This is a genomic window from Phaeovulum vinaykumarii, from assembly GCF_900156695.1.
GTDB classification, from domain to species: Bacteria; Pseudomonadota; Alphaproteobacteria; order Rhodobacterales; family Rhodobacteraceae; genus Bieblia_A; species Bieblia_A vinaykumarii.
In genome coordinates this window covers 108,229-133,952 of sequence record NZ_FTOM01000008.1, presented here as the reverse complement: position 1 = coordinate 133,952, position 25,724 = coordinate 108,229, and the positions used below count along the sequence as shown (strand labels likewise).

General features: G+C 66.8%; 25 protein-coding genes and 2 tRNA genes. 21 read left to right on the top strand and 6 right to left on the bottom strand.

The window, feature by feature from the left end:
- Positions 1-61: 61 nt before the first annotated feature.
- A tRNA-Val gene (locus BW949_RS14150) sits at positions 62-136 on the top strand.
- Positions 137-201: 65 nt separating this feature from the next.
- On the opposite strand, the gene BW949_RS14145 is transcribed toward BW949_RS14150, so the two are convergent.
- Positions 202-810: a LysE/ArgO family amino acid transporter gene (locus tag BW949_RS14145; protein ID WP_076367218.1), complete on the bottom strand. Its 609-nt coding sequence runs from the start codon at positions 808-810 to the stop codon at positions 202-204.
- 170 nt (positions 811-980) lie between these two features.
- A tRNA-Leu gene (locus BW949_RS14140) sits at positions 981-1,065 on the bottom strand.
- A 196-nt stretch (positions 1,066-1,261) separates the two neighbouring features.
- On the opposite strand from BW949_RS14140, the gene BW949_RS14135 reads away from it, so the two are divergent.
- The 10 genes from BW949_RS14135 to BW949_RS14090 all read left to right on the top strand — a co-directional run bounded on the left by BW949_RS14135 (position 1,262) and on the right by BW949_RS14090 (position 13,868).
- Positions 1,262-2,248 (top strand): complex I NDUFA9 subunit family protein, encoded by a 987-nt coding sequence (locus tag BW949_RS14135; RefSeq protein WP_076367216.1) that lies wholly within the window; start codon positions 1,262-1,264, stop codon positions 2,246-2,248.
- 1 nt (position 2,249) lies between these two features.
- Entirely contained in the window at positions 2,250-3,056 is an 807-nt protein-coding gene (locus tag BW949_RS14130) for an undecaprenyl-diphosphate phosphatase (RefSeq protein WP_097177060.1), read from the top strand.
- Between the two features lie 161 nt (positions 3,057-3,217).
- Positions 3,218-4,648 carry an NAD(P)-dependent oxidoreductase gene (locus BW949_RS14125; RefSeq protein WP_076367214.1) on the top strand — a complete coding sequence of 477 codons (1,431 nt, stop codon included), beginning with the start codon at positions 3,218-3,220 and terminating at the stop codon, positions 4,646-4,648.
- Complete coding sequence (locus BW949_RS14120; RefSeq protein WP_076367212.1) at positions 4,645-5,340, top strand: hypothetical protein; 696 nt, start codon at positions 4,645-4,647, stop codon at positions 5,338-5,340. Before BW949_RS14125 ends, BW949_RS14120 begins: the two co-directional genes overlap by 4 nt.
- Positions 5,341-5,352: 12 nt before the next feature.
- Complete coding sequence (gene gltB / locus BW949_RS14115) at positions 5,353-9,897, top strand: glutamate synthase large subunit (protein ID WP_076367210.1); 4,545 nt, start codon at positions 5,353-5,355, stop codon at positions 9,895-9,897.
- 270 nt (positions 9,898-10,167) lie between these two features.
- The gene (gene mtgA / locus BW949_RS14110) at positions 10,168-10,839 is read left to right on the top strand and encodes a monofunctional biosynthetic peptidoglycan transglycosylase (RefSeq protein WP_235816315.1); all 672 of its coding nucleotides are present in this window, start codon (positions 10,168-10,170) and stop codon (positions 10,837-10,839) included.
- Between the two features lie 112 nt (positions 10,840-10,951).
- Positions 10,952-11,617 carry an FtsZ-binding protein FzlA gene (fzlA, locus tag BW949_RS14105; RefSeq protein WP_076367206.1) on the top strand — a complete coding sequence of 222 codons (666 nt, stop codon included), beginning with the start codon at positions 10,952-10,954 and terminating at the stop codon, positions 11,615-11,617.
- Positions 11,607-12,686 (top strand): tRNA epoxyqueuosine(34) reductase QueG, encoded by a 1,080-nt coding sequence (queG, locus tag BW949_RS14100; protein WP_407947268.1) that lies wholly within the window; start codon positions 11,607-11,609, stop codon positions 12,684-12,686. The genes fzlA and queG overlap by 11 nt, the downstream gene beginning before the upstream one ends.
- Positions 12,687-12,697: 11 nt before the next feature.
- On the top strand, positions 12,698-13,624 hold the full coding sequence (locus BW949_RS14095) for a DMT family transporter (protein ID WP_076367202.1): 927 nt from the start codon (positions 12,698-12,700) through the stop codon (positions 13,622-13,624).
- Between the two features lie 55 nt (positions 13,625-13,679).
- Positions 13,680-13,868, top strand: a complete 189-nt coding sequence (locus tag BW949_RS14090) for a hypothetical protein (protein WP_076367200.1) — start codon at positions 13,680-13,682, stop codon at positions 13,866-13,868.
- 145 nt (positions 13,869-14,013) lie between these two features.
- On the opposite strand, the gene BW949_RS14085 is transcribed toward BW949_RS14090, so the two are convergent.
- Positions 14,014-14,883 (bottom strand): branched-chain amino acid aminotransferase, encoded by an 870-nt coding sequence (locus BW949_RS14085; RefSeq protein WP_076367198.1) that lies wholly within the window; start codon positions 14,881-14,883, stop codon positions 14,014-14,016.
- Between the two features lie 165 nt (positions 14,884-15,048).
- On the opposite strand from BW949_RS14085, the gene BW949_RS14080 reads away from it, so the two are divergent.
- From BW949_RS14080 to BW949_RS14060, 5 genes are all read left to right on the top strand, one after another.
- Positions 15,049-15,552 carry a MarR family winged helix-turn-helix transcriptional regulator gene (locus tag BW949_RS14080; RefSeq protein ID WP_076367196.1) on the top strand — a complete coding sequence of 168 codons (504 nt, stop codon included), beginning with the start codon at positions 15,049-15,051 and terminating at the stop codon, positions 15,550-15,552.
- A gap of 11 nt (positions 15,553-15,563) precedes the next feature.
- A complete protein-coding gene (locus tag BW949_RS14075; protein ID WP_076367194.1) occupies positions 15,564-16,283 on the top strand; it encodes a response regulator in 720 nt (239 codons plus the stop codon).
- Positions 16,284-16,480: 197 nt separating this feature from the next.
- A complete protein-coding gene (petA, locus tag BW949_RS14070) occupies positions 16,481-17,044 on the top strand; it encodes a ubiquinol-cytochrome c reductase iron-sulfur subunit (RefSeq protein ID WP_076367192.1) in 564 nt (187 codons plus the stop codon).
- A gap of 14 nt (positions 17,045-17,058) precedes the next feature.
- A complete protein-coding gene (gene petB / locus BW949_RS14065) occupies positions 17,059-18,372 on the top strand; it encodes a cytochrome b (RefSeq protein WP_076367190.1) in 1,314 nt (437 codons plus the stop codon).
- Positions 18,373-18,388: 16 nt separating this feature from the next.
- Positions 18,389-19,180: a cytochrome c1 gene (locus BW949_RS14060; protein ID WP_076367188.1), complete on the top strand. Its 792-nt coding sequence runs from the start codon at positions 18,389-18,391 to the stop codon at positions 19,178-19,180.
- Positions 19,181-19,338: 158 nt separating this feature from the next.
- Here the strand turns inward: BW949_RS14060 and BW949_RS14055 are convergent, their stop codons facing one another.
- Positions 19,339-20,139: a 3-deoxy-manno-octulosonate cytidylyltransferase gene (locus BW949_RS14055; protein ID WP_076367186.1), complete on the bottom strand. Its 801-nt coding sequence runs from the start codon at positions 20,137-20,139 to the stop codon at positions 19,339-19,341.
- Entirely contained in the window at positions 20,140-20,943 is an 804-nt protein-coding gene (cysQ, locus tag BW949_RS14050) for a 3'(2'),5'-bisphosphate nucleotidase CysQ (RefSeq protein WP_407947269.1), read from the bottom strand.
- Between the two features lie 140 nt (positions 20,944-21,083).
- On the opposite strand from cysQ, the gene BW949_RS14045 reads away from it, so the two are divergent.
- Complete coding sequence (locus tag BW949_RS14045) at positions 21,084-21,905, top strand: ABC transporter permease (protein ID WP_076367184.1); 822 nt, start codon at positions 21,084-21,086, stop codon at positions 21,903-21,905.
- A 21-nt stretch (positions 21,906-21,926) separates the two neighbouring features.
- Here BW949_RS14045 and BW949_RS14040 read toward each other — a convergent pair whose 3' ends face one another.
- Positions 21,927-23,111 carry a MalY/PatB family protein gene (locus BW949_RS14040; RefSeq protein ID WP_076367182.1) on the bottom strand — a complete coding sequence of 395 codons (1,185 nt, stop codon included), beginning with the start codon at positions 23,109-23,111 and terminating at the stop codon, positions 21,927-21,929.
- 172 nt (positions 23,112-23,283) lie between these two features.
- On the opposite strand from BW949_RS14040, the gene def (BW949_RS14035) reads away from it, so the two are divergent.
- From def (BW949_RS14035) to fmt, 4 genes are read left to right on the top strand one after another with little or no spacing between them, the layout of a single operon-like run.
- Positions 23,284-23,811, top strand: a complete 528-nt coding sequence (gene def, locus BW949_RS14035; RefSeq protein ID WP_076367180.1) for a peptide deformylase — start codon at positions 23,284-23,286, stop codon at positions 23,809-23,811.
- Complete coding sequence (gene def, locus BW949_RS14030) at positions 23,808-24,302, top strand: peptide deformylase (RefSeq protein ID WP_076367178.1); 495 nt, start codon at positions 23,808-23,810, stop codon at positions 24,300-24,302. The genes def (BW949_RS14035) and def (BW949_RS14030) overlap by 4 nt, the downstream gene beginning before the upstream one ends.
- On the top strand, positions 24,299-24,805 hold the full coding sequence (gene def / locus BW949_RS14025; RefSeq protein ID WP_076367176.1) for a peptide deformylase: 507 nt from the start codon (positions 24,299-24,301) through the stop codon (positions 24,803-24,805). Before def (BW949_RS14030) ends, def (BW949_RS14025) begins: the two co-directional genes overlap by 4 nt.
- Positions 24,790-25,704 carry a methionyl-tRNA formyltransferase gene (gene fmt / locus BW949_RS14020; protein WP_235816314.1) on the top strand — a complete coding sequence of 305 codons (915 nt, stop codon included), beginning with the start codon at positions 24,790-24,792 and terminating at the stop codon, positions 25,702-25,704. The genes def (BW949_RS14025) and fmt overlap by 16 nt, the downstream gene beginning before the upstream one ends.
- The last annotated feature ends 20 nt before the right edge of the window (positions 25,705-25,724 follow it).

Below are 25,724 nucleotides of genomic sequence, written 5' to 3'. Positions count from 1 at the left end.
GCGAAAAGCATGACATGGGGGCTTGCGCAGGCCGAAGCGCAACGCTAAAAGCCGCGCCAACGGGTGATTAGCTCAGTGGTAGAGCGCTTCGTTCACATCGAAGATGTCAGGAGTTCGAATCTCTTATCACCCACCATTCTTCCGGTAACCGGGGCCGTCGCAGGACGCGCCCCGGTTTCCATTTTCGGCCCCCCGCACGCATCAGCCGCCCAGGATCAGCCGCGCCGCGATCGCCCACATGATCACGGCGATCCCGCCTTCCAGCAGGCGCCAGGCGGCGGGCTGGGCGAAGACCGGGCGCAGCAGGCGCGCGCCATATCCGAGCGCGAAGAAGAAGCCGAACGAGGCGCTGACCGCGCCGGCGCCGAACCAGCCTTCGGCACCGGGGAACTGGGTCGAGATCGTGCCCAGAAGGACCAGCGTGTCCAGATAGACATGCGGGTTCAGCCAGGTGATCGCCAGGCACGCCGTCACGGTGGCGCGCAGCGTGCCTGCCGCGCCTCCTTCGGCCGCCAGCGCGCCGGTCTCGCGCAGGGCCGCCATCAGGCTGCGCGCCCCATACCAGATCAGGAAGGCCGCGCCGCCATAGCGCATCACCGGGTCGATCCAGGGGAACAGGTCCAGAAGCCGCGCGAACCCCGCCACCCCGGCGAGAATCAGCACCGCATCGGACAGCGCGCAGGCCAGGCAGACGGCCAGCACATGATGCCCGCGCAGCCCGTGGCGCAGCACAAAGGCGTTCTGCGCGCCGATGGCCACGATCAGGCTCAGCCCCATGCTCAGCCCGGCAAGAAAGACCGGCAGGTTCATCGTGGCTCCTCTCTCTCGGGTGGGTGTTGGCGGGCCCGCGCGGCCGCCCCGGATCGGGGCCCCGCAATGGCTGCGCCGGGGCGGCGGGCGGTGGGGCGGGCGGCGCCTGACGTGGCCGCGGCGGGATACGAAAAAGCCGCCCAAGCTATTGAGCTTGGACGGCTTTTTATTGGTGCCCAGGAGAGGACTCGAACCTCCACGCCTTGCGGCACACGGACCTGAACCGTGCGCGTCTACCAATTCCGCCACCTGGGCCGGTGTCGTGAGGCGCTGAGTATCCCGACCCGCGGGGGGTGTCAACGGGGTCTGAAAAGATTTTTGTCATCGCGGTGTCGCGGGGCTGTCGCGGGCGGGTCCGGGGCCCTTTCCGGGGGGCTTTTTTCTTGTCGGCCCCAGGGTGCAGCGCTAAGTCTCGGCCAGTCAAAGGGAGACACGAGCCGGGGGAGAGGCGATGTCGAAACTGGTCACGATCTACGGGGGCTCGGGCTTCGTGGGGCGCTATGTCGCGCAGGCGATGGCGCATGAGGGCTGGCGCGTGCGCGTCGCCGTGCGCCGCCCCAACGAGGCGCTGTTCACCCGCGTCTATGGCGCGCCGGGGCAGGTCGAGCCCATCCTGTGCAACATCCGCGATGCCGCCAGCGTGCGCGCCGCGATGGAAGGCGCGGATGCGGTGGTCAATTGCGTCGGCATCCTGGTCCCCGAAGGGCGCAACCGCTTCCGCGAGGTGCAGGCCGAAGGCGCGGCCACCATCGCGCGGCTGGCCGCCGAACTGGGGGTGGCGCAGCTGGTGCATCTGTCCTCGATCGGTTCGGTCGAGGGGGCGCCCAGCGAATATTCGCGCACCAAGGCCCGCGGCGAGGCTGCCGTTCTGGAACATTTCCCCAGCGCCGCGATCCTGCGGCCGTCGGTGATCTTCGGCCCCGAGGACCAGTTCTTCAACCGCTTCGCCGCCATGGCGCGGCTGATGCCGGTGATCCCGCTGGTGGGCGGGGGCACGCGCTTCCAGCCGGTCTATGTGGGCGACGTGGCCGCGGCGGCGAAGGCCTGCCTGCTGCACGGGCATTCGGGCGTCCATGAGCTGGGCGGCCCCGAGGTCGAGACCTTTGCCCGCCTGATCGAACGCATGCTGCGCATCATCAAGCGTGACCGGCTGGTGCTGTCGATCCCGGCGCCGCTGGGCTGGCCGATGGCGGCCACGCTCGACATCCTGTCGGGGCTGACCGGCGGCTTCGTCGTCAACCGCATCCTGACGCTGGATCAGCTGTCCAATCTGGGACGTGACAATATCGTGGCCGCCGATGCCCGCGGATTGGGCGATCTGGGGGTCGAGCCCACGCCGATGGACGCCATCCTGCCCGAGTACCTCTGGCGTTTCCGCCCCGACGGGCAATATGAAGAGATCAAGGCTTCGGCGAAACTGATGCGCGAGAAACACTGACATGATGACCGACAGCACGCTTGTAGCCGCGATTCTGGGCGTGCTGGAGGGGCTGACGGAATTCATCCCCGTCTCGTCGACCGGCCATATCCTTCTGGCCGGTCATTTCATGGGGTTCGACAGCCCCGGCAAGGCCTTCGAGGTGGTGATCCAGCTGGGCGCGATCCTGGCGATCCTGGGGGTCTATGCCACGCGGCTGGTGCAGGTCTTTGCCGCGGCACCCCATGATCCGGCGGCGCGCAAGTTCATCGCCTCGGTGCTGATCGCCTTTGCGCCGGCGGTGGTGATCGGGGTTCTGGCCCATGACATCATCAAGCAGGTGCTGTTCGAGACCCCGATCCTGATCGCGGTGATGCTGATCCTGGGCGGGGTGGTTCTGATCTGGGTGGACCGGCTGCCGCTGAAACCCCGCCATCAGGACGCGATGCGCTTTCCGCTGCCGATGGCGCTGGTGATCGGCTTCATCCAATGTCTGGCCATGATCCCCGGCGTCTCGCGCTCGGGGGCGACGATCGTCGGCGCGCTGGCGATGGGGGCGTCGAAGCGGGCGGCGGCGGAATTCTCGTTCTTCCTGTCCATGCCGACGATGGCGGGCGCCTTTGCCTATGATCTCTACAAGAACCGCGACGTGCTGGACGCTGCGGCGCTGGGCGACATTGCGGTGGGCTTCGTTCTGGCGTTCTTCGCGGCCGTGATCGTGGTCAAGGGCCTTCTGGCCTATGTCAGCCGGCATGGCTACGCGCTTTTCGGCTGGTGGCGAATCATCGTCGGCGGGGTGGCTCTGGCCGCTCTGTTGGCCGGATATTGATAGATAGGTCAGCAGGTCTTCCCTAAAAAATCCGATTTTGGGTGCGAAATCGCATGCGCCCTGTCGAATTACGCCATTTATGTCAATCTTGCTGACTTTTATTTGCAATCAACGAAGGGTAACAAGGCGCACCTATTGAACCCGAAACGGGAGGCGCAGCCATGGCCCAGCAACGCATGCTCAAGTTCGTGAAACTCGGCAAGGAAATGCCCGAGAAGCGCGAGGCGAAAGAGCGCGCCACCGACTTCAACGAGATCTACGCCGAATTCGCGGCCCAGAAGGCCAACGAACAGGCCAGCCGGTGCAGCCAATGCGGCGTGCCCTATTGCCAGGCGCATTGCCCGCTGGGCAACAACATCCCTGACTGGCTGCGCCTGACCGCCGAGGGCCGCCTTCAGGAAGCCTACGAGACCAGCCAGGCCACCAACACCTTTCCCGAGATCTGCGGCCGCATCTGCCCGCAGGACCGTCTGTGCGAAGGCAATTGCGTGATCGAGCAATCGGGCCACGGCACGGTGACGATCGGCGCCATCGAGAAATACGTGACCGACACCGCCTGGGACATGGGTTGGGTCAAGCCGATCCGCCCGGCGGTCGAACGCGCCGAAAGCGTGGGCATCATCGGCTCGGGTCCGGGCGGGATGGCCGCGGCCGACGCGCTGCGCCGCGCCGGGGTCAAGGTGACGGTCTACGAACGTTCGGACCGCGCGGGCGGGCTGCTGACCTATGGCATCCCCGGCTTCAAGCTGGAAAAGGACGTGGTGATGAAGCGCGTCGACCAGCTGGCCCAGGCCGGCGTCGAATTCGTGCTGAACTGCAATGTCGGCGTGGACATCACCTTCGACGCGATCCGCCAGAAACATGATGCGGTGCTGATCGCCACGGGCGTCTACAAGGTGCGCGAGCTGCGCGAGCCCGGCGCCGACGCCAAGGGCATCGTGCGGGCGCTGGACTACCTGACCGCCTCGAACAAGCTCAGCTTCGGCGACACCGTCCCCGAGGTCGAGGACGGCACCCTTGACGCGCGCGGCAAGAATGTCGTGGTGATCGGCGGCGGCGACACGGCGATGGACTGCGTGCGCACCGCCATCCGCCAGGGCGCGGCCTCGGTCAAATGTCTCTACCGCCGCGACCGCGAGAACATGCCCGGCTCGCAGCGCGAGGTGCAGAACGCCGAGGAAGAGGGCGTCGAATTCGTCTGGCTGGCCGCGCCGGTGGGCTTTGACGGCACCCCGGTGAAATCGGTGCGCGTGCAGCGCATGCGGCTGGGCGCGCCGGACAAGTCGGGCCGCCGCTCGCCCGAGCCGGTCGAGGGCGCGCTCTATGACGAGCCCGCCGAGCTGGTCGTGCAGGCGCTGGGCTTCGAGCCCGAGGATCTGCCCAAGCTGTGGAACACCGACGGGCTCGAGGTCACGCGCTGGGGCACGCTGCGCGCCGATGCGCGTCACGCCACCTCGATGCCGGGCGTCTTTGCCGTGGGCGACATCGTGCGCGGCGCCTCGCTGGTGGTCTGGGCCATCCGCGACGGGCGCGAGGCGGCACAGTCGATCCTCGAGCTGCTGGCCCGGCGCGCCGAGGTCGCGGCCGAATGAGACCGCTCGCGCTTGCCCTTCTTCTGGCAAGCCCCGCCGCTGCGGCGGATTTCGTTCCGCCCGCGGGCTGCACGCTTGCCTTCACCGCCCAGCTTCACGGCTGCGTGGTGTCGAACACCTATTCCTGCGTGTCCGATGCGCCGGGCGACCGGCGCACCAGCTATGCCGACGGCGAGGGGGTGTTCTTCACCTCGCATATCGACCGCGAGACCCGCTGGATCGAGAGCACCGACCACGAGACCGGCGAGATCGACCGGCTTCTGCCCGATGCGGCCGATCATGCCTCGTTCTCGACGCTGCTGGCGACGGGGGTGGACACCTACGATTTCGAGACGCTGTCGAATGCGGGCGAACGCCGGCGCTATCGCGGCGTCGACCGGCTGACCGGCGAACGTGTCGTGATCGACGGCATCACGCTGGAACGCGCCGAATTCGAGATCGAGACCCTGGCCGCCGACGGAAGCTTCATCTCGCGCCGCACCGGCAGCCAGTTCATCAGCCGCGACTGGCGGATCTTCTTTGGCGACCGCGAGCATTACGAGAACGCCTTCGGCGATCAGGTCGATACGCTCGAGGCGCCCGTCACCTTCGCCCTGCCGGGCGAAGAGGGCTTCGGCGCCGCCGAACCCGAATATGATTGCACCACGCAGATGACCGGCGTGCCTGCGAAATTTCCCCGACCCACTCTCTGAGGAGGCAAAGACATGACCAGATACGACGCCGCTTGGGTTGCCGCCGAAGAGACCAAGCGCAAATGGATGGCCGAGAACGGGCTTTACCGTGCCGAGGACGAGCACGCCTCCTGCGGGGTGGGCCTTGTCGTGGCGATCGACGGCCAGCCCTCGCGCAAGGTGGTGGAAAACGGGATCGACGCGCTCAAGGCGGTGTGGCACCGCGGCGCGGTGGATGCCGATGGCAAGACCGGCGACGGCGCGGGCATCCATGTCCAGATCCCCGTTCCCTTCTTCTATGACCAGATCCGCCGCACCGGCCACGAGCCCGACATGAGCAAGCTGGTCGCCGTGGGCCAGGTGTTCCTGCCGCGCGTCGATTTCGGCGCGCAGGAGCGTTGCCGCACGATCGTGGAAACCGAAGTGCTGCGCATGGGCCATTACATCTACGGCTGGCGCCACGTTCCGGTGAACACCGAAGTGCTGGGCGAGAAGGCCAATGCCACCCGTCCCGAGATCGAGCAGATCCTGATCCGCTGCGAGAAGGACATCGACGAGGAACAATTCGAGCGCGAGCTCTACATCATCCGCCGTCGGATCGAGAAGGCCGCCGCCGCCGCGCAGATCCCGCAGCTCTACATCTGTTCGCTGTCGTGCCGGTCGATCATCTACAAGGGCATGATGCTGGCCGAGCAGGTCGCGGAATTCTATCCCGACCTCAAGGATGACCGCTTCGAGAGCGCCTTTGCCATCTATCACCAGCGCTATTCGACCAACACCTTCCCGCAATGGTGGCTGGCCCAGCCCTTCCGCATGCTGGCCCACAACGGCGAGATCAACACCCTCAAGGGCAACCTCAACTGGATGAAGAGCCACGAGATCCGCATGGCCTCGACGGCCTTCGGGGACGCGGCCGAGGACATCAAGCCGATCATCGCGCAGGGCTCTTCGGACTCGGCCGCGCTTGATGCGGTGTTCGAGGTGATGGTGCGCTCGGGCCGCTCGGCGCCGATGGTCAAGACCATGCTGGTCCCCGAGGCCTATTCCAAGACCTCGACCGACATGCCCAAGGCCTGGGCGGACATGTATGCTTATTGCAACGCGGTGATGGAACCCTGGGACGGCCCCGCGGCGCTGGCCATGACCGACGGCCGCTGGGTCTGCGGCGGGCTGGACCGCAACGGCCTGCGCCCGATGCGCTATGTCGTGACCGGTGACGGGCTGGTCATCGCCGGCTCGGAAGTGGGGATGGTGCCCACCGACGAGGCGACCGTGGTCGAGAAGGGCGCGCTGGGGCCGGGCCAGATGATCGCCGTCGATATGGGCGAGGGCAAGCTCTACCACGACGCCGAGATGAAGAACCTGCTGGCCGGCAGCCAGAACTTCGGCGAATGGCTGGAGAAGGTCACCGATCTCAACGCGATCCTGCGCGACGTCCCCGAAAAGGCGATGTTCGAGGGCGAGGATCTGCGCCGCCGCCAGATCGCGGCCGGCTACACCACCGAAGAGATCGAACAGATCCTGATGCCGATGGTGGATGACGGCAAGGAAGCCGTGGCCTCGATGGGCGACGACACGCCGCCCGCGGTGCTGTCGCGCAAATATCGCCCGCTGTCGCATTTCTTCCGCCAGAACTTCAGCCAGGTCACCAACCCGCCGATCGACAGCTTGCGCGAAAGCCGCGTGATGAGCCTCAAGACGCGGTTCGGCAACCTCAAGAACGTGCTCGACGAGGACGGCAGCCAGACCGAGATCCTGATCCTCGAGAGCCCCTTCGTGGCGAACGCGGAATTCGAGGTGATGGTGCATCAATTCGGCGAGTCGGTCGCGCGCATCGACTGCACCTTCGCCGTGGGCGCGGGGCAGGAGGCGCTGCGCGACGGGCTGGCGCGCATCCGTCAGGAGGCCGAGGACGCCGTGCGTTCGGGGGCCAACCACATCATCCTGACCGATGAATACCAGAGCGCCGACCGCGTGCCGATGCCGATGATCCTGGCCACCAGCGCGGTGCATTCGTGGCTGACGCGCAAGGGGCTGCGGACCTTCACCTCGCTCAACGTGCGTTCGGCCGAATGCATCGACCCGCATTACTTCGCGGTGCTGATCGGCGCCGGGGCCACCACGGTCAACGCCTATCTGGCCCAGGACACGATCGCCGACCGCATGGCGCGCGGCCTGATCGAGGGCACGCTGGAAGACGCGATGCGCCGTTTCCGCGACGCCATCGACGCGGGCCTTCTGAAGATCATGTCCAAGATGGGCATCTCGGTGATCTCGTCCTATCGCGGCGGGCTCAACTTCGAGGCCGTGGGCCTGTCGCGCGCGATGGTTGCCGAATATTTCCCCGGCATGCAGTCGCGGATCTCGGGGATCGGGGTGCACGGCATCCAGCACAAGCTGGAGCAGGTTCACGCCCAGGGCTGGCTGTCGGGTCAGGATCTGCTGCCGGTGGGCGGTTTCTACAAGATGCGCCGCTCGGGCGAGACCCACGCCTGGCAGGCGTCGAACATGAAGCTGCTTCAGGATGCCTGCGCGAAAAGCTCGTATGACCTGTGGAAGCAATATTCCGCGGTCATGCGGTCGAACCCGCCGATCCACATCCGCGACCTTCTGGACGTGAAGCCCCTGGGCAAGCCCGTCCCGATCGAGGAAGTTGAATCGATCACCTCGATCCGCAAGCGCTTCGTGACGCCGGGCATGAGCCTGGGCGCGCTGTCGCCCGAGGCGCACAAGATCCTGAACGTGGCCATGAACCGCATCGGCGCCAAGTCCGACAGCGGCGAGGGCGGCGAGGATCCGGCGCATTTCCTGCCCGAACCGAACGGCGACAACCCGTCGGCCAAGATCAAGCAGGTGGCCTCGGGGCGCTTTGGCGTGACCGCCGAATACCTCAACCATTGCGAGGAACTCGAGATCAAGGTGGCCCAGGGCGCCAAGCCCGGCGAGGGCGGCCAGCTTCCGGGCATGAAGGTCACCGACCTGATTGCGCGGCTGCGCCATTCGACCAAGGGCGTCACGCTGATCTCGCCGCCGCCGCACCACGACATCTATTCGATCGAGGATCTGGCGCAGCTGATCTATGACCTCAAGCAGATCAACCCGCGCGCCAAGGTGACGGTGAAGCTGGTGGCCTCGAGCGGCGTCGGCACGATCGCGGCCGGCGTGGCCAAGGCCAAGGCCGACGTGATCCTGATCTCGGGGCACAACGGCGGCACCGGCGCCAGCCCCGCGACCTCGGTCAAATATGCCGGTCTGCCGTGGGAGATGGGCCTGACCGAGGCGCATCAGGTTCTGGCGATGAACAAGCTGCGCGACCGGGTGACGCTGCGCACCGACGGCGGCCTGCGGACCGGGCGCGATATCGTCATGGCCGCGATGATGGGCGCCGAGGAATACGGCATCGGCACCGCGGCGCTGATCGCCATGGGCTGCATCATGGTGCGCCAGTGCCAGTCGAACACCTGCCCGGTGGGCGTGTGCACGCAGGACGAATATCTGCGCGCCCGCTTCACCGGCACGGCCGACAAGGTGGTCAACCTGATCACCTTCTACGCCCAGGAGGTGCGTGAATTGCTGGCGTCGCTGGGCGCGCGCTCGATGGACGAGATCATCGGCCGTGCGGACCTGCTGACCCAGGTCAGCCGGGGGGCGGCGCATCTGGACGATCTGGACCTCAACCCGCTGCTCATCACGGTCGATGGCTCGGACAAGATCGTCTATGACCGCTCGCGGCCGCGCAACCATGTGCCGGACACGCTCGATGCCGAGATCATCCGCGACGGGGCGCGCTTCTTCGAGGATGGCGAGAAGATGCAGCTCAGCTATGCCGTGCGCAACACCGACCGCACCATCGGCACGCGCGTCTCCAGCCTGATCGTCAAGAACTTCGGGATGAAGAACGCGCTTCAGCCCGACCATCTGACGGTGAAGCTGACGGGCTCGTGCGGGCAGTCGCTGGGCGCCTTTGCCGCGCCGGGCCTCAAGATCGAAGTGTCGGGCGACGCCAACGATTATGTCGGCAAGGGTCTGTCGGGCGGCATCGTCACGGTGCGTCCGCCGATGTCCTCGCCGCTGGTAGCCGCCGACAACACGATCATCGGCAACACCGTGCTTTACGGGGCGACGGATGGCTATCTGTTCGCGGCGGGCCGTGCGGGCGAACGCTTCGCGGTGCGCAACTCGGGCGCCAAGGTCGTGGTCGAGGGCTGCGGCTCGAACGGCTGCGAATACATGACCGGCGGCGTGGCCGTGATCCTGGGCCGCATCGGCGCCAACTTCGGCGCCGGGATGACCGGGGGCATGGCCTATCTCTACGACCCCGACGGGGTGGCCCATGACTACATGAACATGGACAGCCTGGTGACCAGCCCGGTCAGCCATCCGCATTGGGACGGCCAGCTGCGCGCGCTGATCCAGCGTCACGCGACCGAGACCGGCAGCCTCAAGGCGCAGGGGATCTTGCAGAACTGGGACGTCGAGCGCACCCGTTTCGTGCAGGTCTGCCCCAAGGAGATGCTGGCGCATCTGCCCTATCCGCTGACCGAGGATGACGCGACTGCGGCGGTGCCGGCCGAATAAGGCCCGCCGCGCAGGGCGAAGACGGAAGAAACGGGGGCGGCAGGTGCGATCCAGTCGCCCCCTTTGCATCGGCGGCCCTGACTGCGCCCATGGCGGGGCGGAGGGCGCGCGCGATGCGGCGCCCCGCCCCTTGACCCGCGCGGCCCGGCCATGACTTATGACGGCATGGCTCGCAAACCCCCTTCAACGGCCGCTTCGGCGAAAGGCCGCGCCCGTGGCAAGCGCAAGACCGCACAGTCCGCGCCGGCGCCCGGTCGCGTGCGCCGCCTGATGCGCACGGTCACGGTCTGGATCGGGCGGCTGGCGCTGGCGGGGGTGGCGGCGCTTCTGGCGCTGGTGGTGTTGTTTTCGCTCATCAATCCGCCCACGACGCCCACGATCTGGTCCGAGTCACGCCGGCTGGGCAAGGTCGACCGCCAATGGACCCCGATGGAGGAAATCGCCCCCGTCATGGCGCGCTCGGTCGTGGCCGCCGAGGACGCCAATTTCTGCCTGCACTGGGGCTTTGACATGCGCGCGATCCGCGCCGCCATCGACGACGGCGCCCGGCGCGGGGCCTCGACGCTCAGCCAGCAGGTGGCCAAGAACGTCTTTCTCTGGCAGGAGCGGTCCTGGGGGCGCAAGGCGCTCGAGGCGGTGCTGACGCCGATGATCGAACTGGTCTGGTCCAAGCGCCGCATCCTCGAGATCTATCTCAACGTCGCCGAATTCGACGAAGGCGTCTTCGGCATCAATGCTGCCGCGTTTCGCTATTTCCGCACCTCGCCCGACCGGCTGACGGCCGAGCAGGCGGCGCTTCTGGCCAGCGTCCTGCCCGCGCCCAAGGCCCGCAACGCCGCGCGGCCCAATGACTTCATGCGCCGCCGCGCCGCCGCCATTGCCGACGGGGCCGCGACCATCGCCGCCGACGGGCGCGCGCGCTGCTTTGCGCCGGCGGATTAAGGCCCACGAGACCCGCGGGGATTGATCCCGCCCCCCTGTCCCCGTATCACCGGGGCAAGAGGCGCGGGCCGACCGACCGGGTTCCCCCGCGCCCGATCTCACGGGAAATGTCATGAATCGTCTGTATCACGTCGCCCTCTCGCCCTTTTGCCGCAAGGTCCGCCTGACCCTGGCGGAAAAGAAGATCGAGGTCGAACTGGTCGAGGAACGCTATTGGGATCCCAGCCCCGATTTCCTGCGCCGCAACCCCGCCGGCAAGGTGCCGGTCCTGCGCATGGACAGCCGCCTGATGGCCGAAAGCCAGGCGATCTGCGAATATCTCGACGAGACGCTGCCCAACCCGGCGCTGATCCCCGCCGACCCGGAAGCCCGCTATGAGGTGCGGCGCCTGTGCTTCTGGTTCGATGACAAGTTCAACGCGGAAGTGACCCGCCCCATCATGAACGAGCGCGTCTGGAAGAAGATCCGCAAGGAAGGCTATCCCGACAGCCGTGCGGTGAAATCGGGCCTGGCGGCGGTGAAGTTCCACCTTGATTACATGGGCTGGCTTCTGGATCAGCGGCGCTGGCTGGCCGGCGACGTGATGACCCTGGCCGATTTCGCGGCGGCGGCGCATCTGTCGTGCCTCGACTATATCTCGGATGTGGACTGGAACCGCTCGGCCAATGTCCGCGACTGGTATGCCAAGATCAAGTCGCGCCCGGCCTTCCGGTCGCTTCTGGCAGACCAGCTGCCGGGCCTTCCGCCGTCGCCGCAATATGCGCTCCTTGACTTCTGATCTGGCCGCCCGGCTCAAGGCGCAGGCGCTGGCCGAGGGCTTTACCGCCGCGCGGCTGACCACGCCCGACGCAATCCCCCACGCCGATGCGGCGCTGCGCGCCTTCGTGGCGGCGGGCTATCACGGCCAGATGCGCTGGATGGAAGACCGCATGAACTGGCGCGGCAATCCGGCGGCGCTGTGGCCCGAGGCGCGGTCGATCCTGATGCTGGCCGAAAGCTATAGCCCGGCCGAAGATCCCCGCGCGGTGACCGCCTGTCCCGATCTGGGGGCGGTGTCGGTCTATGCCCGCGGGCGGGATTATCACGACCTGGTCAAGAAGCGGCTCAAGCGGCTGGGGCGCTGGCTGATCGCCGAGGCCGGCGGCGAGATCAAGGTCTTTGTCGATACCGCGCCGGTGATGGAAAAGCCGCTGGCGCAGGCGGCGGGGCTGGGCTGGCAGGGCAAGCATACCAATGTCGTCAGCCGCGAGATCGGCAACTGGTTCTTTCTGGGCGCGATCTTCACCTCGCTCGCGCTGCCGCCCGACGCCCCCGAGACCGATCATTGCGGCAGTTGTCGGTCCTGTCTGGATGCCTGCCCGACCGCGGCTTTCGTCGCGCCGGGGCGGATGGATGCGCGGCGCTGCATCTCCTATCTGACGATCGAGCATCGCGGGCCGGTCGACCCGGATCTGCGCCCGGCGCTGGGCAACCGCATCTATGGCTGCGACGAATGTCTTGCGGCCTGTCCCTGGAACAAGTTTGCCGCGCCGATGACCGAGCCGGGCTATGCGCCCCGCGCCGATGCCCTTCTTGCCGATGCGCCCCGACTGGCCGATCTGGTCACGCTGGACGAGGCCGCCTTTCGCGCGGCCTTCTCGGGCAGCCCGATCAAGCGCATCGGGCATGCGCGGTTCCTGCGCAACGTGCTCTATGCGATCGGCAATTCCGGCCAGCCCGCGCTTGCACCGCTGGCCGCGGCGCATCGGGACGCCGACGACCGAGCCGTGGCCGATGCCGCACGCTGGGCGCTGGCGCGGTTGGGCGGCCCTGCGTATCGCGCAATTCCCGGCGCGTCGGAGGCCTGATAGAAGGGGGCATGTCCACGCCCCAATCCCCGTCCCGCGCCATCCTGTTCAAGCTGGTATCGGTCAGCGCCTTTGCCGCCATGGCCGCGCTGATCAAGGCGGCTTCGGGGCGGGTGCCGCCGGGCGAGGCGGTCTTCTTCCGCTCGGCCTTTGCCATTCCGGTGATCCTGATCTGGCTGGCGGCCTCGCGCGGGCTGGCCACGGGGCTGAAAGTGTCCAACCCGCTTGGCCATTTCTGGCGCGGCTTCGTCGGCACCGCGGCGATGGGGCTGGGCTTTGCCGGGCTGGGCCTGTTGCCGCTGCCCGAGGTGACGGCCATCGGCTATGCCGCGCCGCTGCTGACGGTGATCTTTGCCGCGATGTTCCTGGGCGAGGAGGTCCGTCTCTTCCGCATGTCGGCGGTGGCGCTGGGGCTGGCGGGGGTGCTGATCGTGCTGTCGCCGCGGCTGGGCGCCACCGACGGCAACGAGACCGAGGCGCTGGGCGCCATGGTCACGCTGATGGGCGCGGTCTGCGCGGCGCTGGCGCAGGTCTTCGTGCGCAAGCTGGTGCGCTCCGAGACCACCTCGGCGATCGTCTTCTGGTTCTCGGTCACCTCGGCGGGGCTGGCGTTGCTGACGGCGCCCTTCGGCTGGGTCTGGCCCGACCCGGCCGAGGCCACGCTTCTGATCTGTGCGGGGCTTTTCGGCGGGGTGGGCCAGATCTGCCTGACCTCGGCCTATCGCCATGCCGACGCCGGGGTGGTGGCGCCCTTCGATTATGTCTCGATGCTCTTTGCGCTGGCGATCGGCTATCTGGTCTTTGCCGAAACGCCCTCGGCGGTGATGCTCGCGGGCGCGGGGCTGATCGTGGGGGCCGGGGTGATCATCATCTGGCGCGAACGCCAGCTGGGCCTGGCCCGCGCCCGTGCGCGCAAGGCGATGACACCCCAGGGGTGAAATCGGATGGGTTTCGTGCTATATTGAGTGTCCAACCGAAGAGGAGGGCCGACAGATGAGCCGTCATATCACCGACCACGACCGCACGCATGAAGGTGACCGCGCCAAGGCCTATGCCGAGATCGAACGCCGCGAAGGGGTCCACCCGGCGGTGAAGGAATTGAACAAGCGCCCGACCGGGGTCACCGGCGAAGGCAAGCGGGTCGAGGAATTCGCCCGTATCGAACGCGGGGAAGAAGGCTGATCCCCGCGCGGGCGCGCCCTGTGAACCGCGGGGCCTGCTGAAAACGGAAAGACCCACGCGCAGGCCGCGCGTGGGTCTTTTGATGTCCGGGCCCGGCCCGGCCGTGCGGCGGGGGGTGACGCGGCCGCCCCGCCGCCGGCGTGTCTCAGCTCCGCACCAGCTTTTCGTAATCGGTGGCGATCTTCCTGGTCAGTTCGCCCACCTCGAAGGTGTAATCGCCGATCTGGCCCACGGGCGTGACCTCGGCCGCGGTGCCGGTCAGCCAGCATTGCTGCATGTCCTCGAGCTCGCGCGCCTCGATATGGCGTTCATGCACCGTGATCCCCTGATCGCGCAGCATGCCGATGACGGTCTGGCGGGTGATGCCGTTCAGGATCGCGTCGGGAAGCGGGGTGTGCACCTCGCCGTCCTTGACGAAGAAGATGTTGGCGCCCGTCGCCTCGGCCACGTAACCGCGATAATCGAAGAACAGCGCGTCCGAGCAGCCCTTCTCCTCGGCGGCGTGCTTCGACATGGTGCAGATCATGTAGAGCCCGGCGGCCTTGGCGGCGGTGGGGATGGTTTCCGGGCTGGGGCGTTTCCAGCGCGCGATGTCCAGCTTGGCGCCCTTGAACTTGGCGTCGCCGTAATAGGCGCCCCATTCCCAGACCGCGACGGCCATGCGCACCGGGTTGCGGCGCGCGGCAACCCCCATGTCCATCCCCGAACCCCGCCAGGCCACGGCGCGGACATAGGCGTCCTTGAGGTTGTTGGCGGCCAGCACCTCGGCCTTGGCGGCCTCGATCTGGTCGACGGTATAGGGGATCGGCATGTCGAGCAGATCGCCCGACCGCAGCAGCCGTTCGGAATGCTCGCGCGACTTGAAGATCTTGCCCGAATAGCAGCGCTCGCCCTCGAACACCGAGGAGGCGTAATGCAGCGCGTGGGTCAGCAGGTGGACATTGGCCGCCCGCCAGTCGACCAGCTTGCCGTCCATCCAGATCTTGCCGTCTCTATCGTCATATGCTCCGTCCATGGGAGAACTCCTTGCGTCGGAATTTGCGAATATTGCGTAGCGTCGGTCCGTATCGGGCATAAAGTTGCGCAAATTCTGCCGCTGGGTAACGATTGATTCTTGGAAAGTCAATAAGGCTGACATAAAGTCGCGGAAAAGCGACGAGATGGGCAAGAGGAAGAGGGCATGGCCGAAGGCGGAACGGCTGTGGCGGGCGGCGAAAGCCTGCTGTTTCTGACGGACGAGCAATTGCGCAAGGGGATCGAGGCGATGTTCTTCGCCTATCGCGGCTTCACCGCCGACCCCGACCGGATTCTCGACGGGCTGCATTACGGGCGTGCGCATCACCGCGCGCTGCATTTCATCAACCGCCAGCCAGGACTGACGGTGAACCGGCTCCTGTCGGTGCTGGGTGTGACCAAGCAGAGCCTGAACCGCGTCCTGCGCACGTTGATCGAGGACGGGCTGGTGGAAAGCCGGGTCGGGCGCAAGGACAAGCGCGAACGCCATCTCTACCTGACCGAGACCGGCGCGGCGCTGGAACGCAAGCTGTCGGAGGCGCAGCGGGCGCGGATGCGCGCGGCCTATCGCGCGGCGGGGCCGCAGGCGGTGGCGGGCTTCCGGCAGGTTCTCGAAGCGATGATGGACCCCGAACTCAAACGGCAGTATCTCATGCTCACGGACGATTGAGCGGGAGAGACATGCAGGCGCCGGCCCATATCCTGATCGTGGATGATGACGAACGTATCCGCGAATTGCTGCGCAAGTTTCTGGTGCGCAACGACTTCCTGGTCACGGTTGGCCGGGACGCGGCGCATGCGCGGCGGCTGGTGGCGGGGCTCGAGTTTTCGCTGATCGTGCTCGACGTGATGATGCCGGGCGAGGACGGGATCAGCCTGACGCGCGATCTGCGTGCGCGGCTGGCCACGCCGATCCTGCTTCTGACCGCGCGGGGCGAGACCCATGAACGCATCGAGGGGCTGGAGGCGGGGGCCGACGATTACCTGGCCAAGCCCTTCGATCCGCGCGAATTGCTGGCGCGCATCAACGCGATCCTGCGCCGGGTGCCGCCCGAGACCCCGCGCGAGGGGCAGCCGCTGACCTTTGGCGGGCTGCGCTATGATGCGCAGCGGGGCGAGTTGTGCTCGGAACAGGGGCCGGTGCGGCTGACCGCGACCGAGGCCGCCTTGATGCGGATCTTTGCCGCGCGCGCCGGCGAGGTGGTCAGTCGCGCCGAGTTGATCGAGGATCTGGGCCGCGAAAGGGGCCTGTCCGAGGAGGGAGGCGACGAGGGCGGCGCCCAGGCCCGCGCCATCGACGTGCAGATCACGCGACTCAGGCGCAAGATCGAACCCGACCCGCGCGAGCCGCGCTATCTCCAGACGGTGCGGGGCGCCGGTTACGTGTTCAGCCCCGAGTGACACGCGATAAAAACGCGCTACAATTGGCAAGAGCGTTGGCGTAACCAGTCTGAACGATCCGTGTTTCAAGGTTCTGCGCGTTAATGTCCGCTGGACGTGTAAGGGCACGGTTGCTAAAACGCGCCGGGCAGGGCCATGGCATTCCACGGCCTGAATATGACATGGTCTGGACCCAGGCCAGGGAAGGGAGAACACGCATGTCCCAAGCAGAAGACCACGCGTCCAGCCGAAGGGATTTTCTGTATTACACCACCGCCGGGGCCGGGGCCGTTGTGACCGGGGCCGCCGTCTGGCCGCTGATCGACCAGATGAACCCGTCGGCGGATGTCCGGGCTCTTTCGGCCATCTTCATTGATGTCAGCTCGGTCGAGGTCGGCACCCAGTTGACCGTGAAATGGCGCGGCAAGCCCGTGTTCGTGCGCCGCCGCAGCCAGGAAGAGATCGACATGGCCCGCGCCGTCGATCTCGGGGATCTTGTCGACCAGAACGCCGAGAACGCGAACCTTCCCAGCACTGCCAAGGCCACCGACCAGAACCGCACGCTGGACGAAGCCGGCGAATGGCTGCTGATGATCGGCGTCTGCACCCACCTCGGCTGTGTTCCGATCGGCAACATGTCGGGCGATTTCGGCGGCTGGTTCTGCCCCTGCCACGGGTCGCACTACGACTCGGCAGGCCGCATCCGCAAGGGTCCCGCTCCGCGCAACCTGGATATTCCGGTGGCGAAATTCGTCGATGACACCACGATTCTCGTGGGCTGAAGGGGATAGAGGGAATGTCTGGTATTCCGCACGACCATTACGAGCCCCGCACGGGCGCCGAGACCTGGCTGCACAAGCGTCTGCCGATCGTGGCGCTGGCCTATGACACGATCATGATCCCCACGCCGAAGAACCTCAACTGGTGGTGGATCTGGGGCATCGTCCTGGCCTTCACGCTGGTTCTCCAGATCGTGACCGGCATCATTCTGGCGATGCACTACACCCCCCACGTCAGCCTGGCCTTCGCCTCGGTCGAGCACATCATGCGCGACGTGAACGGCGGCCACATGATCCGCTACCTGCACGCCAACGGTGCGTCGCTGTTCTTCGTGGCGGTCTATATCCACATCTTCCGCGGTCTCTACTACGGCAGCTACAAGTCGCCCCGCGAAGTCACCTGGATCGTCGGCATGCTGATCTACCTGGTGATGATGGGCACCGCCTTCATGGGCTATGTGCTTCCCTGGGGCCAGATGTCGTTCTGGGGCGCCACGGTGATCACCGGCCTGTTCGGCGCGATCCCCGGCATCGGCGAACCGATCCAGACCTGGCTGCTGGGCGGCCCGGCTGTGGACAACGCCACGCTGAACCGCTTCTTCTCGCTGCATTACCTGCTGCCCTTCATCCTGGTGGGCCTGGTCGCGGTGCACATCTGGGCCTTCCACACCACCGGCAACAACAACCCCACGGGTGTTGAGGTCCGCCGCGGTTCGAAAGCCGACGCCGAGAAGGACACGCTGCCCTTCTGGCCGTATTTCGTGATCAAGGATCTCTACGCGCTGGCCGTGGTTCTGGCGGTGTTCTTCGCCATCGTGGCCTTCATGCCGAACTACCTGGGCCACCCGGACAACTACGTCCAGGCCGACCCGCTTCAGACGCCGACGCACATCGTTCCGGAATGGTACTTCCTGCCGTTCTACGCGATCCTGCGCGCCTTTACCTCGGATGTCTGGATCGTGCAGATCACCAACTTCGTGACCTTCGGCATCGTTGACGCCAAGTTCTTCGGGGTGATCGCCATGTTCGGCGCGATCCTGGTCATGGCCCTGGCGCCCTGGCTGGACACCTCGCCGGTGCGTTCGGGGCGCTATCGTCCGGCCTTCAAGATCTGGTTCTGGCTGTTCGTGGCCGACTTCGTGATCCTGACCTGGGTGGGCGCCATGCCGACCGAAGAGCCCTATCCGACGATTGCGCTCATTGGCTCGACCTACTGGTTCGCCTACTTCCTGATCGGCCTGCCCGCGCTCGGCATCTTCGAGACGCCGCTGCCCGAGCCGGCGACGATCGAGGAAGACTTCAACGAGCATTACGGCAATCCGGCCGAGTAAGGGAAAGGTTCCAAAGATGAGGAAACTCGTTTACGCCGCCATCTCGGCCCTTGCCCTCGGCTCGGCTCCGCTGTTGGCCAGCGAAGGTGGCGCCGTCCATGACGTCAACTTCTCCTTCGAAGGGCCCTATGGCACCTACGACAAGGCGCAGCTGCGTCGCGGTCTTCAGATCTTCACCGAGATCTGCTCGGCCTGCCACGGCATGAAGTTCGTCCCCCTGCGCGCCCTGGGCGAGCCGGGCGGCCCCGAACTGTCGCCCGAAGAGGTGCGCGAATATGCGTCCAACCTCGAGATCTTCGACCCCGAGCTGGACGACTGGCGTCCGCGCAAGATCTCCGACAACTTCCCCACCGTGACCGGCGACGGCATGGGCCCGGACCTGTCGGTGATGGCCAAGGCGCGCGCCGGCTTCTCGGGGCCGCTGGGCACGGGTCTGAACCAGTTCTTCAACGGGATTGGCGGACCTGAATACATCTACACGATCCTGACCAGCTACACTGGCGAGATGAAGGAAGAAGCGGGCTCGCTCTACTACGAGAACCACGCCTTCACCCGCGGGAACGGCTGGATCGCCATGCCGCAGCAGATCTACGATGACATCGTGGAATACGAGGATGGCTCGCCTACCGATGCGCATGCGCTGGCCAAGGACGTCTCCGCGTTCCTGATGTGGGCCGCCGAGCCCAAGCTGAACGCCCGCAAGCAGGCCGGTTACATCGGCGTGCTGATGCTGGTCGTGCTGTCGGTCCTGCTCTACTTCACCAACAAGACCCTCTGGGCGCCGGTGAAGGGCAAGAAGAAGGCCTGACGCACCGCCGTCGCGCATCTTTTGACGTGATCGTGGAACGCGCCTCCCTTCGGGGGGCGCGTTTCGCCTTTTGGGGGCTTGCGCGGGGCGCGGCGGCATGAAAAGGGCCGCCCCGGCGGGGGCGGCCCTTGCAGGATCATGCGGTGGGGTGGGCTGTGTCAGTCCAGCCCCATCTCGGCCATCATCGACTCGATGCGGGGCACGTCCGAGGGGTTGTTCAGCTCCCAGAACTGGCGGCCGCGGGCCTCGACCTCGACACAGGCGACGGCGCGGCCATTTTCCAGGAAGCGCAGCTGCTCGAGCCCCTCGAGGGTTTCGAGCGGCCCCACCGGCCAGCCGGGATAGGCCGCCAGCGCCGCCGGGCGATAGGCATAGACCCCGACATGGTGAAAGACCGGCGTGGGGGCCGCGTCGGGATAATCGCAGCCGGTATAGGGCACGACCTCCTTCGAGAAATAGAGCGCATGCCCCGTGGCGCCGAAGACCGCCGTCGTCCCGCCCACCCGGCCCGCGGCCCGGTCGGCGCGCAGGGCGGCCAGCATGGCGCCCTCGCAGCGCAGCACGGGGGTGGCGATCTCGGCGGCGGGGTCGGCGGCAAGCCCGTCCACCAGCGCCTCGATGAACCAATGCGGGGTCAGCGGCGCGTCGCCTTGCAGGTTGACCACGATGTCATGGCCGCCCCCCAGCGCGGCATGGGCTTCGGCGCAGCGTTCGGTGCCGTTGCGGCATTCGGAGGAGGTCATCACCACCTCGGCGCCAAAGGCCGTGGCGGTGTCGCGGATGCGGGCGTCGTCGGTGGCCACGACGACGCGCGCCACGCCCGCCACCTTGCAGGCCGCGCGCCAGCTGCGCTCGATCAGCGTGCGCGCCTGCCCCGAGGCGCCACGCAATTCCACCAGCGGTTTGCCCGGATAGCGGGTCGAGGCATAGCGCGCGGGAATGACGATCAGGACCGACATTCAGGGCTCGGCCAGAAGAACGCCCGGCGCGCAGGCGATGAAGAAGGGGTTCTCGAAGCCCGGCTTGCCATAGGCGAAGGGGGCGTGGTCCTCGAAACGGATCATCCGCCCGCCGGCGCCGCGCAGCACCGCGTCCCCCGCCGCCGTGTCCCATTCCATCGTGCGCCCCAACCGGGGGTAGAGATCGGCCTCGCCGGTGGCGACCAGGCAGAATTTCAGCGACGATCCCGCCGAGGTCATGTCCTTGACCGCGTAACGGCCGATGTAATCGTCGGTGGCCTGATCGCGGTGGGATTTCGACGCCACGACCATCAGCGCGCGGTTGTCGGGGATCGACACCGACAGCGGCCGCGTCTCGCCGGGGGCGTCCTTGTCGAAGGGGCCGATTTCCTCGACCGAGCGGCCATCGGCCAGCGTGTAGAACAGCCGCTCCCTGGCGGGCGCATAGACCACGCCGCGCACCGGCACGCTGTCTTCGACATAGGCGATGTTGACGGTGAAATCGCCGCGGCGCTTGATGAATTCCTTGGTGCCGTCCAGCGGATCGACGATCAGGAAGGTGGACACCTGCTGGTCGTGGCTGGCGGCCTGTTCCTCGGTGACCAGCGCCACCTCGGGGAAGGCCGCGCGCAGCCCGGCCGAGATCAGGGCATCGGCGGCCTCGTCGGCGGCGGTCACGGGGCTTTCGTCGGATTTCGAGCGCACCTCGAAATCGGGGCTTTCATAGATCTCGAGGATCACATCCCCCGCCTCCAGCGCAAGACGGCGCATCTGTGCCACAAGACGGTCAAAATCCAAGGCCATCACTCCCTTGTTCCTGCGCGGCGATTGAACGCGCTTCCCCCCACCCTTATGCTTGGCGCTAAAGGGAACAGCAAGTTTTCCGGGGAAAAATAGAAGGGACGACGGCAGATCAGGGGGAAGGCCCCCCGGAAAGGCAGCGCATGTTCACCGCGGAGCGCAAGCGCTCGACGCTCGGATCGGCCTTCGCATTGATGGAGCTGATCTATCATTCGACCGTGCGCTCGATCCGCAAGAGCCACGGGAATGCCGTCATCGGTCTGCTGTTGGCCATCGTCCAGACCGTGCTGCTGGTCGTGGCCTTCTATATCATGTTCCACATTCTGGGCCTGCGCGGCAACGCGATCCGCGGCGATTTCCTGCTTTACGTGATGAGCGGGATCTTCCTGTTCCTGACGCATACCAAGGCGCTGGGCGCGGTCATGGGCGCCGAGGGGCCCACCTCGGCGATGATGAAGCATTCGCCCATGAACACGGCCGTGGCGATCGCGTCTTCGGCGCTGGGGGCGCTCTATATCCAGACGCTGTCGATGCTGGTGGTGCTCTATATCTATCACGCCGCCTTCAACCCGATCACGATCGAAGACCCGGTGGGCGCCTTCGGCATGTTCCTTCTGGCGTGGTTCACGGGCGCGGCCATCGGCACGGTGCTTCTGGCGGTGAAGCCCTGGTCGCCCGAGGTGGTGGGGATCGTCGCCGCGGTCTATGCGCGGGCCAACATGGTCGCTTCGGGCAAGATGTTCGTGGCCAATGCGCTGCCGCACAAGATCTTGGTGCTGTTCTCGTGGAACCCGCTCTTTCACACCATCGACCAGGCGCGCGGCTATACCTTCATCAACTACAACCCGCATTATTCATCGGTCAGCTATCCGCTCTATGTCGGGCTGGCGCTGCTGATGATCGGGATGATGGGCGAATTCTACACCCGCCAGCGGGCGTCGCTGAGCTGGGGCGCGCGCAAGTAGCGCGCGCCGCCCTGTCCCGGATCATTGCAGATCGGCAAAGGCCGCGGCCAGCCGGTCGACCGCCTCGGCCACGACCGCGCGCGGCGTGGCCAGGTTGAAGCGCAGGAAGCTTTCGCCGCCGGTGCCGAAGGTGGCGCCGTGGTTGGCCGCGATGCGCGCGGTCTTTTCCACGCGGGCGATGAATTCGGCCGGTTCCATGCCCGTGCCCGAGAAATCCACCCAGGCCAGATAGGTCGATTCGAGCGCCATCGAGCGCAGCCCCGGCACCGCGTTCACCGCCGTGTCGAACAGCTTGCGGTTGCCGTCCAGATAGCCGACCAGCGCATCCACCCAGGCGGCCCCCTCGGGGCTGTAGGCGGCTGTGGTCATGGCCATGCCAAAGCTGTTGGGCGAGATCCCCATCGCCCCCATCCGCGCCGCGAAACGCGCGCGCAGGTCGGGGTCGGCGATGATGACATTGCCGGAATGGCAGCCGGCGATGTTGAAGGTCTTGGTGGCGGCGGTCATCATCACCAGCCGATCGCGGCATTCGGGCACGGCCGTCGCCATCACCTGATGCTGCGCGCCGGGGAAGACCAGATCGTGGTGGATCTCGTCCGAGACCAGCACCAGGTCGTGTCGCGCGCAGAATTCGGCGGTGGCGCGCAGTTCCTCGGCGGTCCAGACGCGGCCGCCGGGGTTATGCGGCGAGCACAGGATCAGCATCTTCTCGGCGCCGGTCATTTGCGTTTCCCAGGCGTCGAAATCCATCTGATAGCGCCCGTCCTCCAGCCGCAGCGGGCATTCCACCACCTGCCGCCCCGCAGCGCGGATCACGCGGGCAAAGGCGTGATAGACCGGCGTCATCAGCACCACGCCGTCGCCCGGCGCGGTAAAGGCGTCGACACAGAGCGCAGTGCCGTTGACCAGCCCATGCGTGGTGAAGATCCACGACGGGTCCACCTGCCAGCCGTGGCGGGTCTGCATCCACCAGCCGATTGCGGCCTCATAGGCGGCATTGTCGCCCCAATAGCCGTAGATGCCATGATCCAGCATGCCTTGCAGCGCGCGCTGCACCGCCTTGGGCGGGCGGAAATCCATGTCGGCCACCCACATCGGGATGCCGTCGGCGGCGGGGACGCCATAGATCGGCTCCATCCCGTCCCACTTGATGGAATGGGTGCCGAGACGGGGGATGATCTCGTCGAAATCGGGGGTGCTGGACATGAAGGCCTCCGGCCGTAACTGTGTTCTTATGATCGTTCAATACTGCGAACGAAGGTTCTGTTGAAGTGCGATTTTGCAGGACGTTGTTTTGAATATTCACTTCAATGCGGAACGAATGTGCTGCGGCACCCTATCCATTGCGCGCGCCGCGCCCTTGGCCTAAATCAGACCCATGTCTGTGCGCTCGATCCTGATCCATCCCGACCCGCGGCTCAAGAAGGTTTGCGACCCCGTCGCCAGCTTCGACGCCGATCTCCGCCAGCTTGCCGATGACATGCTGGAGACCATGTATGACGCCCCCGGCATCGGCCTTGCCGCGCCGCAGCTGGGCGTGATGCAGCGCGTCTTCGTGATGGATTGCAAGAAGGAGAAGGAGGGCCTGCCCGAGCCGATGGTCCTCATCAATCCCGAGATCACCTGGACCTCCGAGGAAACCGGCATCTACGAGGAAGGCTGCCTGTCGATCCCCGGCACCTTTGCCGACGTGACCCGCCCGCAGATGGTGCGGATGCGCTGGTTCGACGTGGACGGCAAGGAGCACGAGCAGGAATTCGGCGATCTCTGGGCGACCTGCGCGCAGCACGAATTCGACCACCTCGAGGGCAAGCTCTTCATCGACTATCTGGGGCCGATCAAGCGCAAGATGATCACCCGCAAGATGGAGAAGCTCAAGCGCGACCGCGCGCGCGGCCTGGCGTGAGCCTTCTGCCGATCCTGCGCTGGCCCGATCCGCGCCTGTCGCAGGCGGCCGCCCCCGTGGGCACGGTGACCGACGCGGTCCGGCAACTGGCCGCCGACATGCTCGAGACGATGTATGCCGCGCCCGGCCGCGGTCTGGCCGCGCCGCAGGTGGGCGTGGGGCTGCGCCTCTTCGTCATGGACACCGACTGGACGGACGGCCCCGCCAGCCCGCGCGTGGTGCTGGACCCCGTGCTCGAGCCGCTGGGCGATGACACCGCCGGCCGCGCCGAGGGCTGTTTGTCGATCCCCGGCATCCAGACCTTTGTCACCCGGCCCGCGCGGGTGCGGATGCGCTGGCGCGATCTGGATGGCGCCGCCCATGACGAGACCTTCACCGGCTTTACCGCTGCCTGCGTGCAGCACGAGGCCGATCATCTGGACGGGATCTTGACGCTCGACCGGCTCGATCCCGCCGCCCGCGCCAATGCCGAGGCCGCCTATCAGCCATGACCATCCGTCCGTTCCTGCCCTATGCCGACCCGCGGTTGCACAAGCCCGCCGATCCGGTCCCCGCGATCACCGAATCGGTGCGGATGATCTGGGATGACATGATCGACACGATGGAGGCCATGCCCGGCCAGGGCGTCGGACTGGCCGCGCCGCAGATCGGCATCATGCTGCGTCTGGCCGTGGTCGATTGCTCCGAGGCGCGCGGCCAGGTCATCCGCATGGCCAACCCCGAGATCCTGCATGCCTCGGTGCAATTCCGCAGCTACGAGGAAGCCAGCCCCAACCTGCCGGGCGTGTCGGCCAAGGTCTCGCGGCCGCGGGCGGTGACGGTGCGCTATCTCAACGATCAGGGCGAGATCGAGGAGCGCGATTTCGTCTCGCTCTGGGCGACCAGCGTCCAGCACCAGATCGATCACCTGAACGGCAAGGTCTATGTCGACCACCTGTCGCCGCTGCGCCGCAAGATGCTGGTGCAGAAATCCGCCAAATGGGCGCGCAAATGAAGCGGCGGGTGGTGTTCATGGGCACGCCCGACTTCAGCGTGCCGGTGCTCGAGGCGCTTCACGCCCATCACGAGGTGCTGGCCGTCTATTGCCAGCCGCCGCGCCCGGCTGGCCGCGGCAAGAAGGACCGCCCGTCCCCGGTGCAGGCGCGGGCCGAGGCGCTGGGCCTGCCCGTGCGCCATCCGCGCAGCCTCAAGGGCGCCAATGAGCAGGCCGGATTCGCCGCGCTGGGGGCCGATCTGGCGGTGGTCGTGGCCTATGGGCTGATCCTGCCGCAGGCGGTGCTGGATGCGCCGGCGCGCGGCTGTCTGAACATCCATGCCTCGCTTTTGCCGCGCTGGCGGGGGGCGGCGCCGATCCACCGCGCGATCATGGCGGGCGACACGGAAACCGGCGTCTGCATCATGCAGATGGAGGCCGGGCTCGACACCGGGCCGGTGCTCCTGCGCCGCGCGATCCCGATCCATGACCGCGAGACCACGGCCGAGCTGCATGACCGTCTGTCGGATCTGGGCGCGGCGGCGATCCTCGAGGCGCTGGAGCGGCTGGAGGATCTGGAGCCCGCGCCCCAGCCCGAGGCGGGCGTGTGCTATGCCCACAAGATCGACAAGGCCGAGGCGCGGGTGGATTTCACCCGCCCGGCGGCCGAGGTCGCGCGCCACATCAACGGCCTGTCGCCCTTTCCCGGCGCCTGGGTCGAGGTGGCGGGCGAGCGGCTCAAGCTTCTGCGCGCGGGGGTCGTGGACGGGCAGGGCGCGCCGGGGACGGTGCTGTCGGGGCTGCGCATCGCCTGCGGGTCGGGCGCGGTCGAGGTGCTCGAGGCCCAGCGCGAGGGCAAGCGCCCGATGCAGGCGCAGGATCTTCTGCGCGGGCTGGTGCTGCCCGAACGTCTGCTCTGACGGCTGGTCTGGTCCCGGCG